Source organism: Actinomyces slackii, assembly GCF_900637295.1.
Taxonomy (GTDB): domain Bacteria; phylum Actinomycetota; class Actinomycetes; order Actinomycetales; family Actinomycetaceae; genus Actinomyces; species Actinomyces slackii.
This window is the reverse complement of the sequence record NZ_LR134363.1, coordinates 2,005,478-2,024,796: the sequence shown is the minus strand read 5'-3', so window position 1 is coordinate 2,024,796 and position 19,319 is coordinate 2,005,478. Positions and strand designations below refer to the sequence as shown.

The 19,319-nt window shown below is 68.6% G+C and carries 14 protein-coding genes; 7 read left to right on the top strand and 7 right to left on the bottom strand.

What is annotated here, in order from left to right; genetic code table 11:
- Positions 1–79 precede the first annotated feature (79 nt).
- Complete coding sequence (locus EL266_RS08450) at positions 80–1,231, top strand: polyprenyl synthetase family protein (protein WP_034515446.1); 1,152 nt, start codon at positions 80–82, stop codon at positions 1,229–1,231.
- 119 nt (positions 1,232–1,350) lie between these two features.
- On the top strand, positions 1,351–3,378 hold the full coding sequence (locus EL266_RS08445) for a Stk1 family PASTA domain-containing Ser/Thr kinase (protein ID WP_026427717.1): 2,028 nt from the start codon (positions 1,351–1,353) through the stop codon (positions 3,376–3,378).
- Between the two features lie 59 nt (positions 3,379–3,437).
- On the opposite strand, the gene EL266_RS08440 is transcribed toward EL266_RS08445, so the two are convergent.
- The 3 genes from EL266_RS08440 to EL266_RS08430 form a co-directional block, all read right to left on the bottom strand.
- Positions 3,438–4,778, bottom strand: coding sequence for a class II 3-deoxy-7-phosphoheptulonate synthase (locus EL266_RS08440; protein WP_026427716.1), 1,341 nt, complete (start codon positions 4,776–4,778; stop codon positions 3,438–3,440).
- A gap of 184 nt (positions 4,779–4,962) precedes the next feature.
- Positions 4,963–6,192, bottom strand: coding sequence for a pyrophosphate--fructose-6-phosphate 1-phosphotransferase (locus EL266_RS08435; RefSeq protein ID WP_026427715.1), 1,230 nt, complete (start codon positions 6,190–6,192; stop codon positions 4,963–4,965).
- Between the two features lie 136 nt (positions 6,193–6,328).
- The gene (locus EL266_RS08430) at positions 6,329–7,060 is read right to left on the bottom strand and encodes a CPBP family intramembrane glutamic endopeptidase (RefSeq protein WP_034515374.1); all 732 of its coding nucleotides are present in this window, start codon (positions 7,058–7,060) and stop codon (positions 6,329–6,331) included.
- A 105-nt stretch (positions 7,061–7,165) separates the two neighbouring features.
- On the opposite strand from EL266_RS08430, the gene EL266_RS08425 reads away from it, so the two are divergent.
- From EL266_RS08425 to EL266_RS08415, 3 genes are all read left to right on the top strand, one after another.
- Positions 7,166–7,978, top strand: a complete 813-nt coding sequence (locus EL266_RS08425; protein WP_051281367.1) for a PaaX-like protein C-terminal domain protein — start codon at positions 7,166–7,168, stop codon at positions 7,976–7,978.
- A gap of 251 nt (positions 7,979–8,229) precedes the next feature.
- Positions 8,230–10,215 (top strand): hypothetical protein, encoded by a 1,986-nt coding sequence (locus EL266_RS08420; RefSeq protein ID WP_126412273.1) that lies wholly within the window; start codon positions 8,230–8,232, stop codon positions 10,213–10,215.
- Positions 10,216–10,566: 351 nt separating this feature from the next.
- Positions 10,567–11,913 carry an ISL3 family transposase gene (locus EL266_RS08415; RefSeq protein WP_034515369.1) on the top strand — a complete coding sequence of 449 codons (1,347 nt, stop codon included), beginning with the start codon at positions 10,567–10,569 and terminating at the stop codon, positions 11,911–11,913.
- Here the strand turns inward: EL266_RS08415 and EL266_RS08410 are convergent.
- The gene (locus EL266_RS08410; protein WP_126412271.1) at positions 11,891–13,882 is read right to left on the bottom strand and encodes an NACHT N-terminal Helical domain 1-containing protein; all 1,992 of its coding nucleotides are present in this window, start codon (positions 13,880–13,882) and stop codon (positions 11,891–11,893) included. The two genes, EL266_RS08415 and EL266_RS08410, sit on opposite strands and share 23 nt — an antisense overlap.
- 29 nt (positions 13,883–13,911) lie before the next feature.
- Positions 13,912–14,769 carry a lysophospholipid acyltransferase family protein gene (locus EL266_RS08405; RefSeq protein ID WP_026427711.1) on the bottom strand — a complete coding sequence of 286 codons (858 nt, stop codon included), beginning with the start codon at positions 14,767–14,769 and terminating at the stop codon, positions 13,912–13,914.
- 286 nt (positions 14,770–15,055) lie between these two features.
- On the opposite strand from EL266_RS08405, the gene EL266_RS08400 reads away from it, so the two are divergent.
- Positions 15,056–16,729 (top strand): DEDD exonuclease domain-containing protein, encoded by a 1,674-nt coding sequence (locus EL266_RS08400; protein WP_269471453.1) that lies wholly within the window; start codon positions 15,056–15,058, stop codon positions 16,727–16,729.
- Between the two features lie 131 nt (positions 16,730–16,860).
- On the opposite strand, the gene EL266_RS08395 is transcribed toward EL266_RS08400, so the two are convergent.
- Positions 16,861–17,304, bottom strand: coding sequence for a hypothetical protein (locus tag EL266_RS08395; RefSeq protein ID WP_026427709.1), 444 nt, complete (start codon positions 17,302–17,304; stop codon positions 16,861–16,863).
- Between the two features lie 172 nt (positions 17,305–17,476).
- Here EL266_RS08395 and EL266_RS08390 point away from each other — a divergent pair, with 172 nt between their 5' ends.
- On the top strand, positions 17,477–18,100 hold the full coding sequence (locus EL266_RS08390; RefSeq protein ID WP_026427708.1) for a superoxide dismutase: 624 nt from the start codon (positions 17,477–17,479) through the stop codon (positions 18,098–18,100).
- Between the two features lie 101 nt (positions 18,101–18,201).
- Here the strand turns inward: EL266_RS08390 and EL266_RS08385 are convergent, their stop codons facing one another.
- A complete protein-coding gene (locus EL266_RS08385; protein ID WP_026427707.1) occupies positions 18,202–19,191 on the bottom strand; it encodes an FKBP-type peptidyl-prolyl cis-trans isomerase in 990 nt (329 codons plus the stop codon).
- Between the last annotated feature and the right edge of the window lie 128 nt (positions 19,192–19,319).

The following is a 19,319-nucleotide window of genomic DNA, read 5'->3' as shown; positions in this document are numbered from 1 at the left end:
TCCACGACCCCACCACGACCCCACCAGGGCCCCGGGCCGGCGCTTCATGGCGCGCTCCGGCCCCGTCTACCCTGTGCCCATGAGCGATGTCTCCGAGCCGCTGGGCGCCCTGCGATCCGCCGTCGAGTCCCGCCTGACCGAGGTGATCGACGGCTGCCGCGCCCGGTGGGGCGACCTGGGGGACGCCGGCGCCCAGATGCTCGACGCCGCGGCCCAGGCCCTGGAGGGGGGCAAGCGGATGAGGGCCGTCCTGGGCGCTGTCGGCGCCGGCATGGGTGCGGGAGACGAGCGCGCGAGGCGGATCACAAGCTCCCCGGTGCTGCATCTGGGCACCGCCCTGGAGCTCTATCAGGCCAGCGCCCTGGTCCATGACGATGTCATGGACGGCGCCCTGACCCGCAGGGGGCGGCCGGCCTCGCACCGGCTCTTCGCCGCCGCCCACGCCGAGGGCTCCTGGCGGGGTCGGGCCGAGGACTTCGGCACCAGTGGGGCGATCCTGCTGGGCGACCTCCTGCTGTCCCTGGCCAGCGAGGAGATGGGGGCGATCCGGGCGAATCGGGCCTTCCCCTCCCCCGAGTCGGTGGTGGCCTGCCGGGCCGCCTTCGACGCCATGACCACTGAGGTGGCCCTGGGCCAGTTCCTCGATGTGCGCAGCGAGGCCATCGCCCTGCCCGACGGCGCCGATCCGCTCAAGGAGTCGGCGCGCATGGGCGAGGCGGCCCTGGCCGTCATCCGCCACAAGTCGGCGCGCTACTCCGTCCAGCACCCCCTGCTCATCGGCGCCCTGCTGGCGGGCGCAGACCCCTTGGGTGAGGCCTTCGGGCATCTGCGGGAGCTCGGGGAGGAGATCGGGATCGCCTTCCAGCTGCGCGACGACGAGCTCGGCGTCTTCGGAGACCCGGCCGTCACCGGCAAGCCCGCGGGCGACGACCTGCGCGAGGGCAAGCGCACAGTGCTGCTGTCCCTGGCCTGGGGGATGACCGACGCCGCCGGGCGCCGTCTCCTGGAGCAGGTGCTGGCCAACCGACAGGCCGAGCCTGCCGAGCTGGAGGCCGCGGCCCGCATGGTCGAGGACTGCGGGGCCCGGGCCGCCCATGAGGAGGCCATCGCCGCCCACCGGCAGGCCGGCGCGCGCGCCCTGGCCGCACTGGCGAACACCGGCGAGGCCGACTGCCAGACCCTGGAGGACCTGACGGCCCTCATGCACCGGCTCATCGACCGCAGCGCCTGACTCGGCCCGACTCGCCCGGCAGCGGGCAGTGGCGAGCAATAGCGAGCAGTGGCGGGCGGGGTGGGGCGACGCGGTGCGATGGCGCTTGCGCGCCGCGGGCGCACCGTAGAATCACACCCGTGGTAGAAGATCCCCTCATCGGTCGCCTGATCGACTCGCGCTACGAGATCGTCGATCGTGTTGCCCGTGGCGGTATGGCCACTGTCTACCGCGCCCATGACCGGCGACTGGACCGCCGGGTGGCGCTCAAGCTCATGCACCCCCACCTGGCCGACTCCCCCGACTTCGTCTCGCGATTCCGCCGCGAGGCCCGCGCCGCGGCGCGCCTGTCCAATCCGGGGGTGGTGGCCGTCTACGACCAGGGCAGCCTCGATGGGGTGGCCTACCTGGTCATGGAGTACGTCGAGGGCCCCAACCTGCGCGATCTCATCGCCCAGGGGCCCCTGTCGGTCAAGGAGGCCCTGGGCCTGGTCTCCCAGCTGCTGCGCCCCCTGGGGGCCGCCCACCGGGCGGGGCTGGTCCACCGCGACATCAAGCCGGAGAACGTGCTTCTCCCCTCCGATGGCTCGGAGGCCAAGGTCGCCGACTTCGGGCTGGCCCGGGCCGTGACCGAGGTCGCCCAGACCACGACCGGCAATGTGCTGGGAACGGTGGCCTACCTGGCCCCCGAGCTCATCACCTCAGGGACCTCCTCCTCCCGGGCCGATGTCTTCTCCGCCGGCATCGTCCTGTACGAGCTGCTCACCGGCGTCCAGCCCTTCTCCGCCGACTCCCCCATCCAGATCGCCTTCCGCAACGTGCATGAGGATGTGCCCCTGCCCTCGGCCCTGGTGCCGGATATGCCGGCGGATGTCGATGAGCTGGTGGCGACCATGACGCGGCGCAACCCCGAGGAGCGCCCCGAGGACGCCGACGCCGCCCTGGCCCTGCTGCGCGATGTCCATGATGAGCTGACGGTCTCCGAGCTCGCGGTGCGCCGCGGGGGCGGGACCACCTCGATGCGCGACCTGGAGGCCATGAAGACCGGCCTGGAGGCCGAGGCTCCCGCGGTGCGCGCGGCCTCCGCCCCCTCACCCCAGGAGTGGGAGGACTCCCAGGACTCCCCGCATGTGGGCATGCGCACGGTCTCCCTGCCCATCGGCTCCATCGGCCCTCAGTCGGGCCGGTCGGCCCGCAGGGCGCAGCGCTCGGCACTGGCCGCCGATGCCAGGCAGACCGACCGCCTCGCCACTCGGCCGAGCTCCTCGCGCCTGACGCGGCGCGCCCTGCTGGGGGGCGGGGTGCTGGCCCTTGCCCTGGCCGGGGGCGGGGGTGCCGCCGCCTGGTACTTCGTGGCCGGCCCGGGCCGGAAGGTGACTGTGCCCGCGATCGTCGGCAAGTCCCAGGAGGATGCCCAGGCGGAGGTCGAGGCCCTGGGCCTGGTGTGGGCCTCCCCCTCGCGCGCCTACTCCGACACGGTCAGCGCCGGTGCGGTCATCTCCTGCGAGCCGGCCCCCGGCCAGCAGGTCCCCCAGGGCCAGGCGGTGGCGGCAGTGGTCTCCCGAGGGGTGGAGACGATGGCGGTGCCCAATGTGGTGGGCAAGACCGAGGCCGAGGCCCGCAAGGCCATCCAGGGTGCGGGGCTGACCGTGGGCTCGGTGACCAAGGAGTACTCCGCCGACGTCGCCTCCGGCAAGGTGATCTCCACCAATCCCGCGGCCAAGAAGGTCGTCAACCACTCCACCCCCGTCGACATCGTGGTCTCCCAGGGCAAGCAGCCCACCACTGTCCCCGACGTGACGGGGATGAGCCAGGACGAGGCCACCACAGCCCTGGAGAACGCGGGGCTCAAGCGCGGCACGGTCAAGAAGGACTACTCGGACACCGTGCCCAAGGACGCGGTGATCTCCTCCTCCCCCAAGGCCGGCGAATCGGCCTACTACGGGGATGCCGTGAGCATCACGATCTCCCGGGGCCCGGAGAACGTGGAGGTCCCGGACGTGACGGGCATGAGCGAGGAGGAGGCGGTCTCCGCCCTGGAGGACGCGGGCCTCAAGGCCCGGGTCGAGTACAGCCTGGGGGGCCTGTTCGACAAGGTGCGCTCCACAGAGCCCGCAGCGGGGACCCGCGTCAAGACGGGATCCACTGTCACCGTCACGGTCAGGTAGGGCCTCTGGCCCGTGAGGCGCGCCTGGTCCTGAGGCGCGCCTGGCCCCGAGGCCGGGCCTCAGCCCTTGAGCATCTCGGCGACCTCGAAGGCGACCTCCAGGGACTGCTGGTGGTTGAGGCGCGGGTCGACCAGGGTCTCGTAGCGCCGGCCCAGGGCCTCCTCGTCGATGGGCTCGCCCCCGCCCAGGCACTCGGTGACGTCGTCGCCGGTCAGCTCGACGTGGATGCCCCCGGGCACGGTTCCCAGACTGCGGTGGACCTCGAAGAAGCCGCGGATCTCATCCATGATGGTCTCGAAGCGGCGGGTCTTGTAGCCCCCGGCGGCGGTGATGGTGTTGCCGTGCATGGGGTCGGCGATCCAGGTCACGGGGCGCCCGTCGGCGCGCACGGCCTCGATGAGGGGCGGCAGCACCTCGCGGATGCGGTCGGCGCCCATGCGGGTGATGAGGCTCAGGCGCCCCGGATCGCCCTCGGGGTTGAGGTGGTCCATGAGGCCGCGGATCTCGTCGGGGGTCGTGGTCGGGCCGATCTTGACGCCCACGGGGTTGTGGACGCCCTCGAGCAGGGCGACGTGGGCGTCCTCGGGGTCGCGGGTGCGCTCCCCGATCCACAGCATGTGGGCGCTGGTGTCGTAGAGGCGCCCGGTGCGGGAGTCCTCGCGGATCATGGCGTCCTCGTACTCCAGGAGCAGGGCCTCGTGGGCGGCGTAGAAGTCGACCTGCCGCAGGGCCTCGAAGTCCACCCCGGCGGCCTCCATGAAGCGCATGGCCCGGTCGATCTCCTCGGCGAAGGACTCGAAGCGCTTGTAGGCCGGGTTGGCGGTGAAGCCGCGGTTCCAGGAGTGGACCTCGCGCAGGTCGGCGTAGCCGCCCATGGTGAAGGCGCGGATGAGGTTGAGGGTGGTGCCGGCGCGCAGGTAGGCGTCCAGCATGCGGGAGGGGTCGGCGGTGCGGGCCTCGGGGGTGAAGGCATGGGAGTTGACCGAGTCGCCCCGGTAGGAGGGCAGGGTCACGCCGTCGCGGGTCTCCTCATCGGCGCTGCGGGGCTTGGTGTACTGCCCGGCGATGCGCCCGATCTTGATCACGGGGGTGGAGGCCCCGTAGGTGAGCACCGCGGCCATCTGGAGGATGGTCTGGATCTTCAGGCGGATGTTGGTGGCGGTGTTGTCGGTGAAGGACTCCGCGCAGTCCCCGCCGGTCAGCACGAAGGCGCCGCCGGTGGTGGCCTTGGCCATGAGATCGCGCAGGGCGTCGACCTCGCCGGCGAAGACCAGGGGCGGGCGGGAGCGCAGGTCGGAGCTGACGGCGGCCAGCGCCGCGGGGTCGGGGTAGGACGGCTGCTGGCTGGCGGGCCGATCGCGCCAGCCCGTGGCGGTGCGCTTGACGTCGAGCTCATTCATCACGGGCTACAGCATAGGTGAGGAGCGCGCGCCGCCCCCCGCCCGGTTCACAGTGCGGCCGTGGTGGTGCCCGCCGCAGTGGCGCCCACCGCATCGGCCGGGGCTCCCTGGACGAGGCCGCGCCCAGGCTCCCGCTGATGCGGGTCCGGGGCGCGGCTGGTGTCTGGGCTCAGGCGCGGCGGGCTCAGTGCTCGGCGCTGACCTCAGCGGGCTCGATGCTCTGGCCGAGCTCGTTCATGAGCTCGACGAACCAGGGCTGGGTGATGTCGAAGGGCTTGGCCCCGGCGATGCGCGGGAAGGGGATGGCGACCAGGGCGTCGTCGTTCTCCTCGTCCTGGCCGATGACGCCGGACTCGCCGCGCAGGGCGCACTCGACGGCCAGGTCGCACATCTCCTTGATGAGGGCCAGGTCCTCGGCGTTGGCGTGCGCGGCGCGCGAGTAGTAGCCGGACTTCTGGACCATGACCTTCTCGGCGCCGATGAGGGAGGCGAACTGCCCCGCGAACCACTGGCCGGGGTTGATGGTGTCGAGCTTGACGTGGCCGAAGGGGTCGCGCTGGACCTCCTCGCCCTTGGCCTCCATCTCCGCGATGATCTCGGGGACGCCGGCGCCCTCGGACAGGAAGATGTTGACATTGCCCTGCTCGTCCATGATGGCCTTGAGGCGCTTGGCCTCGGCGGCGATGTCGAGCTTGGCCTCGGGGACGAACACGGCGTGGACGTCCCAGCGCTCACGGCTCAGACCCAGGGAGGGCGCCCACTGCTTGGTCCCCAGCAGCTCGTGGTAGCGGCGGGCGGTCTCGGCGGTGAGGTAGCCGCAGTTGCGGCCCATGCACTCGTGGACGATGAGCATGCGGGGGTTGGAGCGGTGCTCCCCGATGATGTTGAAGGCGAAGCCGGCGCCCTCCTCGGCGGCGGTCCAGGCGCCCAGGGACTGGCGCACGGGGACGACGTCGTTGTCGATGGTCTTGGGCAGGCCCACCACAGTGAGCTCGTAGTCGTTCTCGTGCAGGTAGGCGGCCAGGTCGGCGGCGGTGGTGTTGGTGTCGTCACCGCCGATGGTGTGCAGGACGTCGACGCCGTCCTTGCGCAGCTGCTCGGCGGCGAACTCCAGGGGGTTGACGCCCTCCTCGACCAGTCCGCGCTCGACGAGGTTCTTGGCGTTGGTGAGCTTGACGCGGGAGTTGCCGATGGGCGAGCCGCCGAAGTCCCGCAGGATGCCGGCGTTCTTGCGGCCCTCGTCGTCGATGACGATGTAGTTGCCGGTCAGCAGGCCGTGGTAGCCGTACTGGTAGGCGATGATCTCGACCTCTGGGGCGACCTCGGTGTAGCGCTCGATGAGGTCGCCGACGGCGGCGGACAGGCAGGGGGCGAAACCGCCCGCGGTGAGCAGGGCGACGCGACGGATCGACATCGGGAACCTTTCGGGTTGTGGACTCGCGGGGCGCGGGCCCCGGTCGGATGTATGCGGCGCTCGCCGCATCACCGGCCATCCTACGCGGGGCCCGGCCGGCGGCAACAGACGCTGCGGCCCGGAACGCTGCCGCCGGTCAGCCGCTGTAGTGAATGCCCTCGAGGATGCCCTGGATGAGGGGTGGATCGCCCAGTACGTGGGCCATGGCGTGAGCGATGTAGGCGGGCATCATGCTCCGACCGCTGGCAATGAAGAGCGTGGAGAGCAGGCTGAACAGGACGAAGCTGGAGACCCAGTAGGAGGGCCAGACGTGGTGGCCGACGATCCCGTGGTACACCGCCATGAGCGCGCCTGTGATCACGATCTGGAGGAGGCGGCTCGTGCCGCATCGGGCCAGGCGGTCCAGGATGAGGCCGCGGACCATGATCTCCTCTCCGAAGGCCAGGATCAGGCCCATGGCCATCATGAGGGGGCGCTGCCAGGTGATCGCCAGCGGATCGCCTCCGCGCGCGTAGGCCAGTGCGGCCCAGGCCAGGCCGAAGAGCACGGCGATGACCATCGCCGGTCGCGGGGCGCGTTTGCGCCAGCCCAGCTCCGCGAAGGTCTCCCCGGCTAAGCGCTGGCGCCACCAGGCGAAGGAGGCCAGCCCCAGGCAGGCGATGAAGTAGACGGCGTCGAGTAAGAGGGCGGCGTTCAGGCTGGTCCCCCAGCTGTCATAGATCCACTGGGCCCCGATAACGAAGCAGCCAGCCCCGAGCACCGTCCACAGCACGGCGGTGGTCAGGGCTATCTCCCGCCATGCGGCCGCCCGGGTGAGCGGCGGCCGCTCGGCACGCTCCGCACTGGGACAACGATCTCGCACTGTCATGACGCACTCTCCTTACGTTTCGTAGTCGCATCGAAGTGAATAGTAGGTGAGCCACGCCCCTGGCGCCACGCGACTTCTGAGTCGATCTGGGCGCAGGATGGTGCCATGCCTCCAGCCGCGCAGCACCAGACCGCCGTCACCTACGGCACGGTCGCCTTCCTGTGCGGTCTGGCCGAGACGGAGGAGTTGCCCGGCACCTTCCTCGTCGAGGTGCTCACGGCACTGGGGATGAGCGGCTCAGGTGCGCGCTCTCACCTGAGGCGCGCAGTGGGCGACGGGCGATTGGCCACGCGCCGAGTGGGGCGCCGCACCTTCTACCGGCTGTCCGGGGTCTACCTGCAGCAGTACCAGCAGGTCGAGAGCAGGTTCAGTGAGCCTCCTGCATGGGAGGGGCACTTCCACATCGTCATCTATGACGTTCCCGAGACGAGGCGGGCCGAGCGCGATGCGCTGCGCGCGGCGGCATTCGAGAAGGGCTGGGCCTCCCCTCGCCCCGGGGTGCTGCTGGGCATGGGCCCGCCCGGCGCCTGGGCGGCCGATCCTTCCTGCTCGGCCGGGCGCTTGGAGATCGACGACGTCGCTGCGCGCACTCTCGCTGCACGCGCCTGGCCTCTGGCTGAGGCAGCCATGAGAATCCGGCATCTCGCGGCGGAGTTGGAGGAGATGGGGCAGGCGCAGCCGCACGAGCAGAGCACTCGCGACGATGCGCATGCCGTCCTGCTCGAGCGGATCGTCGACGCTCACACCCTCCTGCGTCGCGCTACCTACCTGTGGGGCTCACTGCCGCACCTGCCTGCCGAGCTCCTGCCAGAGGACTACCCGCACGATCTCCTGGCGCGGATCACCGACACGATGAACGGCCCCATCATGGGAGCCGGCGTGCGCGCCGCCCACCGGCTCCTGGCGGAGCACCAATGATTCCGGGACAGCACTCTCTGCCCACGCGTCCGCGTCCGGGACAACCGCCATCGGCTATGCGTCGTCGTCGACCTTCTTCACATCCGCGGCATACAGGTCCACATACTCCTGGCCGTCGATCAGGCAGTCGTAATCCCGTCGCTGTCAGCATCGGTGAGGAGGCGCTCTCTGACGAGTCGGAGGGCAGGGTCTGGCGCGAGGTGCATGAAGGTCTCGAAGTGCTCCCAGACCGAGGCGCCCAGGAGCCAGGAGTGCACCAGGCAGGCACGCCCCAGCGACTGCCACGCTCGCAAGGCCTCGGAGTTCCCCTCGACGGCCTCAGCGCAGGACTGGCACAGGTCGGCCAAACTGCCACAGTAGGAGGCCAGTTCTTTCCTATCGACGCCTCTGGCACCCACTGCCGTCGCCAGCTCATGTTGGGCGGCGGTCAGGGCCGAATCAATGTCACCCTGCTCGCACATGGCAGTAAGCGCGGATTGGAGCGCTGTGGCTCGACAATCACTGCATACGTCCAAAGAGCCCGCAATATCCCGCGCCTCATCGGTCTGTCTCGCCAGAGCCAACAGACCAGCCACGCGGGCCAGGGCTCGAGCACGGTCCCAGGGGTCATCGATTCGCTCGGCAACCCGCTGCGCCTCATCAGCCCGACCGGCCCGAACCAGCACACCAGCCACATCAGCCAAAACCCGCGCACGATCCCAAGGGTCATCGATCTGCTCGGCAATTCGCTGCGCTTGACCTGCCACAAGCGCCGCCTCATCAGGCTGTCCGGCCCGAACCAGCACACCAGCCACATCAGCCAAAACCCGCGCACGTTGCCCGGGGGTCGTGATCCGCTCGGCAATTCGCTGCGCCTGACCAGCCACAACCACCGCCTCATCAGGCTGTCCGGCCCGAACCAGCACACCAGCCACATCAGCCAAAACCCGCGCACGATAACCGGGGTCTATGATCTGCTCGGCAATTCGCTGCGCCTGACCAGCCACAACCACCGCCTCATCAGGCTGTCCGGCCCGAACCAGCACACCAGCCACATCAGCCAAAACCCGCGCACGTTGCCCGGGGGTCGTGATCTGCTCGGCAACCAACTGCGCCTGACCAGCCACAACCACCGCCTCATCAGGCTGTCCGGCCCGAGCCAGCACACCAGCCACATCAGCCAGGGCTCGAGCACGGTCCCAGGGGTCATCGATTCGCTCGGCAACCCGCTGCGCCTCATCAGCCCGACCGGCCCGAACCAGCACACCAGCCACATCAGCCAAAACCCGCGCACGATCCCAAGGGTCATCGATCTGCTCGGCAATTCGCTGCGCCTGACCAGCCACAACCACCGCCTCATCAGGCTGTCCGCCCCGAACCAGCACACCAGCCACATCAGCCAAAACCCGCGCACGTTGCCCGAGGGCTGTGATCTGCTCGGCAACCAACTGCGCCTCATCAGCCCGACCAGCCCGAACCAGCACACCAGCCACATCAGCCAAAACCCGCGCACGTTGCCCGGGGTCTATGATCTGCTCGGCAACCAACTGCGCCTCATCAGCCCGACCAGCCCGAACCAGCACACCAGCCACATCAGCCAAAACCCGCGCACGTTGCCCGGGGTCTATGATCTGCTCGGCAATTCGCTGCGCCTGACCAGCCACAACCACCGCCTCATCAGGCTGTCCGGCCCGAACCAGCACACCAGCCACATCAGCCAAAACCCGCGCACGATAACCGGGGTCATCGATCTGCTCGGCAATTCGCTGCGCCTGACCAGCCACGAGCGCCGCCTCATCAGGCTGTCCGCCCCGAGCCAGCACACCAGCCACATGAGCCAAAACTCGCGCACGTTGCCCGGGGGCTGTGATCTGCTCGGCAATTCGCTGCGCCTGACCAGCCACAAGCGCCGCCTCATCAGGCTGTCCGGCCCGAACCAGCACACCAGTCACATCAGCCAAAACCCGCGCACGTTGCCCGGGGGCTGTGATCTGCTCGGCGATCTCCTGTGCCTGACCAGCCACAACCACCGCCTGCTCAGTCCGGCCGGCCCGACCCAAGGCACCAGCCACATCAGCCAAGGCCTGAGCACGGTCATCGGGGTCATCTATTCGCTCAGCGATTCTCTGCGCCTCCTCGATCCGACCAGCCCGAGCCATGGCCCGAACGCGACCCCTGGGGGCTGTGATCCGCTCGGCAACCTGCTGCGCCTCCTCGATCCGGTCGGCCCGAGCCAACGCTCCGGTCACATCAATTAAGACCCGAACATGGTTGTCGTGACTATGGATCTGCAGTGCCATGTCAAGCACATCTTGAGTTACCGCACCAATCCGATCTAGTTCGCCTGCATCGGCGAACAGAAGAATCTCTGATCGGAGAGCATCTACGCAAACTAATGGCCAATCTCTCAGCGAGTCAATAACATCCGAAATAAGACCTGAATCAATACAAATTCGCCGATCCTCGAGAGACAGCGGTGCGTCAATGAGTTCCTTAAGGGGCTCTTCCGGTTTGAGGGGGTGAGGGGTGCGTGGCGGGTGGAGTGGGGTCGAGGTCCTGGGCGATCATGGGGTTGCTCAAGACTCACCATGATGCCGAGGACCTCGACGATGGCTCACACTACCTGCCCTGGCCCGCCTGCTGGGGGGTTTGACCCTGTTGATCCTGATCGGCTGCTGGGCCTGGATGTGCTGGGACTGGCTGCCACTGGCCAAAAGATCATCGATTCGGGCGGACGGCAGGTGCTGTGGGTCCAGTGCCGGCCCGTGCTGGAGGCTGGTGATGAGCGCCTGTTTTGCGCCTGCTGTGGGGCGATGGGCAGGCGCAAGGGCACCGACGCGCGGATTCTGGCCCACGCCCCAACCTGCGGGCGGGTCACTCGCCTGCTGGTGAGAGTCCCTGAGCTGACCTGCCAGCACTGCCGGCGGGTGTGGAGGGTGGACATGACCTCGGCAGCTGAGCCCCGGGGGCTGCTGACTCACGGCGCGGTGCAGTGGGCCCTGGAGGCGGTCGCGGTGGACAACATGGCCATCTCGCGGGTCGCGGCACGCCTGGCAGTGTCCTGGGACACCGCCAACGACGCGGTCATGGTCGCGGGCTTGGAGGCCCTGGGGCCCCTGGAAGAGCGCCTCAAGGGTGTGCGGGTGCTGGGTGTGGACGAGCATGTGTGGCGCCACCGGGGCCACCAGCGGTACGTGACGGTCCTGATCGACCTGACGCCCGTACGCCAGGGCACCGGCCCAGCGCGCCTGGTCGACATGATCCCCGGCAGGTCGAAGACGGCTCTGGTCTCCTGGCTGGCCGACCGAGACCCCCACTGGCGAGGCCAGATCGAGATCGTAGCCATGGACGGCTTCACAGGATTCAAGAGCGCCGCCGCCGAGCAGCTACCCACTGCCACCACGGTGATGGACCCCTTCCACGTTGTGAGCCTGGCCGGCGACGCCCTGGACGAGACCCGTCGCAGAGTCCAGCAGGCCACTACCGGACGGCGGGGAACCACCAAGGACGCCCTGTACACGGCCCGGCGCACGCTCTTGACCGAGATCGACCTGCTGACCGTGCGTCAGGGCCAGCGCCTCGAAGAGCTATTCGCTGACGAGCGCAACACCCCAGTGGAGGTGGCCTGGGACGTGTACCAGACGATGATCGACGCCTACCGACACAAAGACCGCACCCAGGGCAAACGCCTCATGAACCGGCTAATCGACTCCATCGCATCTGGCGTACCAGCCGGCATCGAGGAGGTCACCCGCCTGGGTCGGACCCTGAACCGGCGCAAAGACGACATCCTGGCCTACTTCGACCACCCGGGCTCCTCCAACGGCCCCACCGAGGCCATCAACGGCCGCCTGGAACACCTACGCGGCATCGCACAAGGCTTCCGCAACCTCACCCACTACATCACCCGCAGCCTCATCCACACCGGCGGCCTCAGACACCGACTAACCACCTGACCACCCCCTCAAACCGGAAGAGCCCCTTAAGGGCCCTCTCTCGATCACTCGGGTCTTCAAAACTGAGAATCAAGCCGCGGAGCGGCTCAAAATCACCTTCTGCACTGAGCGCCTCCACAGTCACTAGTCCGGGGATATAAGGGAAAGATCTTGTGAGACGCTGACGCTCCTCGGCGACACCGAGAAGGATTTTAATATCAGATTCTTCACAATCAGAACCGCGGCCTTCAAGATAGCGATTTGCACACTCGTCAATGAGGCTGATCACTCCATATCCGCTGCCATTCCGTTGCGCAATTCGATCATTGCGCTCCCGAACGCCCAAAAGTTCAAGGACGCCCCGGTCACCCTGCTCCCGCTGAACCACCGACACGTACCCTTCACCCAGAAGGTAAGAAGGTGAGTTTCTCGACCACTCATGCGTCTCAGCCCAGTGAATAATCGTGTTCCGATAGGGCTTCAACACCCTATCTCGTAGTCCAGCCCAAAACAATTCACCTTCAGGATCGTCTCCCTCGCCAAAGCTATCCGGGCTCAGTTTGCGCAGGGTCTTCCTGAGCATCACATCGTGCCCTAGAGAATAGGCCATAATTGGGCTTCGACCCATACCGATGTTCATGACGTTGAGAAGCCGGCCGGGCGCCCTTTTAATAAAGCCACCCAACGCCGCCGAATTGCCCCCATCGCTCAGTCGGCCCATCAACGCCGAGAGATTGTCCACTGTCAACTGGCCTTCACACGCCGCGAGGAGGGCGCCGACGGTCAGGCCACACTCATGGTTAAAGAACTTATCGATATCTTCAGGGCTGACTTCCGCTATCGCATGCGGCGAAGAGCTCAGTTCCCAGTCAATGCGATGTTTCCAGGCCTCACAGAGCACGTCCGTGGGAACGGGAGGATTGGGTCGCGATGCCGTGATCACCTTGAGTTGCCCTGGAAGCCTGGGGGGCAATGTCGAGAGAATCGATGCATCCCTGTCAGGAGCCTCGAAATAGACATCCTCATCCAATCCGTCGACGAGAAGCACCAGGCGCTCACCCCGACTCTCACAAACAGCAGTCGCCATCCTCAAGGAATCAGCTAAATATGCAGACTGCGCCAGCTGCGTTGCTTGCGCAACTGAGTACACGTAACGATCTCCCAAGATTTCAGCCAATTGAGTCATCACCGAGAGGAAGAAACTTTGATGATTGTTACTTGCCTCGCTCCTTCGCACGAAGTAAGAGACAACTCTCACCCCTCGTGGCGGGCGGAGAGCAAAGTCCGCCATCACGGCAGTTTTACCGCTGAGCATCGGTGCCGTATACGCCACCCACTGCTCTGGCGCCTCATGAACAAACTTCTTCAGATCGGCCTTCTCTGTTTCACGATCTTTGAGTTCTTCTGGCGCCAGCATTTGAGTCTTGTGTCGGTGGGCGTCCATCATTTCTCGTACCAGAGGCCCGCGCTGCATACCTTCACGAATATCGCCGAGCACATCACTCATCTCGCCGAGGAGCTCGATAATCCTCTCCAGGGCCTCACTGTCCGTGAACAACTCGGCCACCTGCCGGCAGGCCTCCTCCAGGAGCCAATCGAAGGCAGTCTTCGCCTCCTCATCTCCAAGATTGGCTCTGCGCTCCCGGCCTCCCGCCTCGAGAACAGCCTTCCGTAGTGCTTCAGCGTCGTAACCCGCATTGCGCCGCTTCTTCTCAGGCAGGTCCCTCAGCAGCGCAGCCACATCCTGCGCGGCGGCCTCCCACTGGTGGTCTTCAATCTGCCTGTACTCCTCCCCAGACGGGACACGTTCGGCGATCTCCTCCGCCACCCGCTCGCCAGCCCGGACCTCCTTGCCCGGCTTGGGCACCGGAAGACGATCCAGCAGGCCCGCCACGCCACCGGCGAGAGCAGCATGTCCGCTATCGCCGGAGATCAGCAGGGTGATCTGGACAATGGCCAAGCCAACGCTGACAATCGCCGTCGCACTCATGACCCGCACTCCCGCGCTGCCTTGAGACCTCAGGACTCCGAGGGATCGTCCTGCCTGGCGTCGTCCTTGGTTTCATCCTCGGGCGGCTCGGGAACACTGACATCAGGGGCGGGCCGCCCACCGGGAGCGGCCACGCGGGCAGCCGCCGGACGGGCCCTGGCCTGGGCCTCCAGCATCTCGGCCACCACCTCATCAGCGGACTTCTTCTCCGCATCCATCGCGTTCTTCACATCCGCGGCATACAGATCCACATACTCCTGGCCGGACAGCGCCATGAGGGCGTACATGATCTCATCGGTGATCGAGCGCAGGACGAATCGGTCGTTCTCCAGGCCCTTGTAGCGGGAGAAGTCCAGCGGCTCACCGATGACGATGCCCACGCGATGACGGGTGGAGGGGATCGCCTGGCCGATCGGCTGAGCCAGGTTGGAGCCGATCATCGCCACCGGGATCACCGGCGCCCCCGTGGCCAGGGCGATGCGGGCCACGCCGGTCTTGCCGCGGTAGAGCCTCCCATCAGGGCTGCGCGTGCCCTCGGGGTAGATGCCGAACAACTCCCCGGAGCGCAGGCGGTCGATCCCCGCCTGCAGGGCCGCCTGGGAGGCCTTGCCGCCGGAGCGGTCCACCGGGATCGTGCCGACGGTCTTCATGAAGTTCTTCACCGCCCAGCCCTTGACGCCCTTGCCGGTGAAGTAGTCGGCCTTGCCGATGAAGGCCACCTCCCGGTCCACCAGCAGCGGCAGGAAGAAGGAGTCGATCACCGCCAGGTGGTTGGAGGCCAGGATCGCGGCCCCCTCCGCAGGAATGTTCTCCTCGCCGCGGATCCAGGGCTGGTAGAGCATCTCCAGGGCGGGGCCGACTGTCGCCTTGATGGGTCCGTATCCCAACGGGGCCTCCTGTGATCTGCGGGCGGGACGGCCGCGCAAACGCCCGCGCCATCGGGGATGGATGGCGCCGGTGCCTGAAGGGCCGCTCGGGTGTAGGGACGATTCTAAGTCGCCCGACCCTGTGCTCGCACCGACTTGCCGAGGCCATCCCCACCTGGCCCGACGACGCCCGCCCCACTCTCCCTTGCGTCCTTGGAGCATTGGTGTCATCGCCCTGCCCTACCCTGCCCATGTGAGCACCGCAGCGCCCCCGCACTCCCCCACCGGGGACTCCGCGGGCACCTCCCTGGCTCCTGGCCGGGCCGCCGCGCCCACCGCGGGCATCCAGGCCAGCCTGGAGGAGATGGGCACGCCCCTGAGCCAGGTGACCTTCGTCGTCGTCGACCTGGAGACCACCGGGGGAGTGCCCGGCGCCCGGGCACTGACGGAGATCGGGGCCCTGACCGTGCGCGGCGGCCAGGTCCAGGCCGACTTCTCCACCCTGGTCAACCCGGGCACCGCCATCCCCGCCCAGATCACCATGCTCACCGGCATCACCAACGCCATGGTGGCCACCGCCCCCAGCCCCCGCTACTGCCTGGAGGCCTTCCTGTCCTGGGCGCGCCTGGAGGACCCCGATACGGTCCTGGTGGCGCACAACGCGCGCTTCGACGTCGGCCACCTCCGCGCCGCCGCCAAGGAGCTCGATCTGACCTGGCCCGAGCCACGGGTCCTGGACACCCTGGCCCTGGCCCGCAAGGCCTGGCCGCGCACGCAGGTGCCCAACCACCGCCTATCCACGCTGGCAGCCTTCGTCGGCTCCTCCACCCGCCCCGAGCACCGCGCCCTGGGCGACGCCCGAGCCACCGTCGACGTCCTGCACGCCGCCCTGGAGGCCCTGGCGCCCCTGGGCGTCACCCACCTGGAGGACCTGGCCACCGCCACCGACGCCGTGCCACCGGCCCGCCGCGCCAAGAGCCGCCTGGCCGACGACCTGCCCACGGGCCCCGGCGTCTACCAGTTCTGCTCAGCGGCCGGGCAGGTCCTCTACATCGGCAGCGCCACCAGCCTGCGGCGCCGGGTGCGCTCCTACTTCACCGCCGCCGAGAAGCGCCGGAAGGTCGCCCAGATGCTGGACACGGCCGTGGCCGTGCGGCACATCCCCACCCCCACCCTCATCGAGGCCCGAGTGCGCGAGCTGCGGCTCATCGCCGAGCTGGACCCGCCGGTCAACCGCCGCTCGCGCAGCCCCGGCCGCCAGCCCTGGCTGCACCTGGCCGGGGCGCACACCGACGAGCCCCGCCTCGCCCTGACCACCGTCCTGCCCGCGGCCGAGGCCGCCTGCGCCCTGGGCCCCTTCTTCTCCCGCGCCAGCGGCAACGAGGCCATGCGCGCCGCCGAGTCCGTGCTCAGGCTGCGCCACTGGGACGAAGCCGGCCTGCGCGCCGTCGGCGCCCAGGATCGCCCCGCCAGCCCCGAGCAGGCGCGCGCCGCCCTGTCCGGCCAGATCGACCTGGTCGCCGTCCCGCTCCTGGAGCGCATCGCGGCACTGTCGGCCAATCAGCGCTACGAGGAGGCGGGCCTGTGGACGCGCCGCCTGCGCGCACTGCTGCACGGGGCGCTTCGGGCCGAAAGACTGCGGCCCCTGCTGGCCTGCCCCCACCTCATCGCCGCCAAGCGCCGCGAGGCCGGCGGCTGGGAGCTCGTCGTCGTGCGCTGGGGCATGCTCGCCGGCACCGCCGTCTCACCGCCGGGGGCCGATCCCCGCCCCATGGTGGAGACCCTGCGCGCCAGCGCCCGTGTGGTGGATCGGCCGGTGCGCGTAGGCCAGAGCGCCAGCGCCGAGGAGACCAGCCTGCTGGCCGACTGGGTGCTGGAGGCCGGGACCCGGCTGGTCGAGGTCGAGGGCGATCCCGCCGCCCTGACCTGGCCGCTGGGATCGGCGGCGCGCCACCGCCGGGTGCTTCAGGCCGAGGGATGAGGCGGCCGCCCCCAGGATCTCCATGAGGCGAGATCGGCAGGGGCGGCGTCGGCAGGATCAGCGACTGACCATGACCAGCAACTGATCAGCACTGACGAGCACCACGGCGCCCGCCTGCGCCGTCGGGCCGCTCAGCCGGCGGCCACCACGGTCCCGGGACGTGCGGTCAGGGCCCGAGTCACGCCCTCCTGCAGGCTCGGCGGGTCCAGGGGGCGGGAGACAACGGCCTCGGCCTTGGCCCAGGCGGAGAGCCAGTCATCCTGGGGACGGGCGGTCAGCAGCACCACCGGGGGGCGCTGGTCGAGTTCGGTGAACAGCTCATGGGCCAGGCCCATGCCGCCGAACTTCTTGGTCTCGGCATCGAGCACCAGGCCGTCGAAGGGCGCCAGGCCCTCATCCTGGCGATCCTTGATCGCCATGCGCACGCCCTCGGCAGTGGCGGTCTCGGTCCACGACACCAGGGGCAGGCCCTTGGCCGGGCGACGGCCGACCCCCTCGATGACCTCGCGGCGCACCGAGGCGTCGTCGGAGAAGATGAGGAGCTCGAGGCGTTCGGATGCGGCTGTGCTGGTCATACGGTCCTCCGTGAGACGTGGGCAGCGAGGCGTTCAGCGGTCAGTGTAATCGCTGGGACGCTCGCCCCAGCCCCCTGTCCGCCCCCGGCGAGGCCGCCTACGATAAGCACTGTCCAGGACCTCAGTCCTATTCATGGGCTGGAGCCGTGTTCGACCGACGAAAGGCAGCCACATGGCCGTGTACACCCTTCCCGAGCTCCCCTACGACTACGCCGCGCTGGAGCCCCACATCTCCGGGCGCATCATGGAGCTCCACCACGACAAGCACCACGCCGCCTACGTCGCCGGGGCCAACGCCGCCCTGGAGGCGCTGACCGCCGCTCGCGACGCCGGGGACCTGGCGGCCGTCAACCTGTGGGAGAAGAACCTCGCCTTCAACCTGGGCGGTCACACCAACCACTCCGTGTTCTGGAAGAACCTCTCCCCCAACGGCGGCGGTGAGCCCGAGGGCGAGCTGGCCGAGGCTATCAAGGACTCCTTCGGCTCCTTCGAGAAGTTCAAGGCCCACTTCACCGCCACCGCCATGGGCATCCAGGGCTCGGGCTGGGCCGTGCTGGCCTACGACTCGATCTCGGGCAAGCTCGTGATCTTCCAGCTCTTCGACCAGCAGGGCAACGTCCCGGTGGGCACCCTGCCCCTGTTCATGGTGGACATGTGGGAGCACGCCTTCTACCTGGACTACCTCAACGTCAAGGCCGACTACGTGGCCGCGATCTGGAACATCGCCAACTGGCAGGACGTCTCCGAGCGCCTGGCCGAGGCCGTGGCCAAGTCCCAGGGCCTCATCGTGCGCTGACCCCTCGCCCCTGACTCCGCCAATTTGCGTGAGTTCGTACTTCTCCGGGCCCGGAGAAGTACGAACTCACGCAAATTGGCGGAGTGAGGTGGGGCAGTGGGTCAGAGGATCTGCTCGATATCCACCACATGGGCAGAGGCCGGGGCGCCCGAGGCGGCGTCCGCGGGGGTGAGGACCACCACGCGCGATCCCGCCGGCACGCCCACGAGGTCACTCATCGGCTTCTGATCGGTGACCGGGATGGACTGCGGGGACTGGTTCTCCCAGGTGGAGTTCGGGGTGCTGTTGTCCCAGGACATGCTGGCGGTGTGGGCCAGGATCGTGTCGCCCGCCTTGATCGGCTCGCCCGTGCCCCGCGCCAGGACGATGACCTCCGGGGCCGTCGGCTCCGCGGCGCCCTCGTTGACCGAGACCGTCGCCGCCGCGCCGAGCTCGCCGCCAACCGTGACGCCCTTGGCCTGGACCGCGGCCTCGCCCTCCATGACGGCGTCCTTGGTCCCAGCAGCAATCTCATCGGAGCTGCCGCCGCCCTTGATCTCGACGACGAAGACCAGGGTGCCGGTGGGCCGGCCACCAGCGGGGTCATCGCCGTAGGCCAGATCGGCGGGGATGGACATCAGCACCCGGTCCCCCACATGCGCGCCGGTCAGGCCGCAGGTCCACCCGGAGACCACCTGCTGCAGCGAGAAGGCCGCCGGGCTGCCGCCCCTGGACCACGAGGAGTCGAAGGCCTCGTTGGTGTCCCACTGCCAGCCCACGTAATGGGCGATGACGGTGTCGGTCTCCTTGAGCTCCTGGCCGCTGCCCTGGTCGAGGGTCTTGACCGTGAGATTGGCCGGGGGCTCCTTACCGGTCCAGGACACCGCGGGCTCGGCGCCGGCCTCCCCCTTGATGACGGGCAGGGCGTCGGAGTCGGAGTCGACCGTCACGGTCGAGCAGTCCACTGGGCCGGGCGCCGGCTGAGCCGTCGCCTGAGTGCTGGCCTGGGCAGCGGCGGTGGACTGGGCGCCGCCGCCGGACTGCCCGCATGCGGCCAGGGTCAGGCAGGCCGCCAGGGCCATGGTGGTCAGGGTCAGGTGTGTGCGGCGCACAGATGCTCCTTGCGACGAGGAATTATCACGGTGTCAGCGGTGCCGACCCCGCTCATCATGCACGCCGCGGCCCGCCCCCGCGGGGAGGGGCGGCGCGGTGAGCGTGTCGCCCTGGCGTCACGATGAGA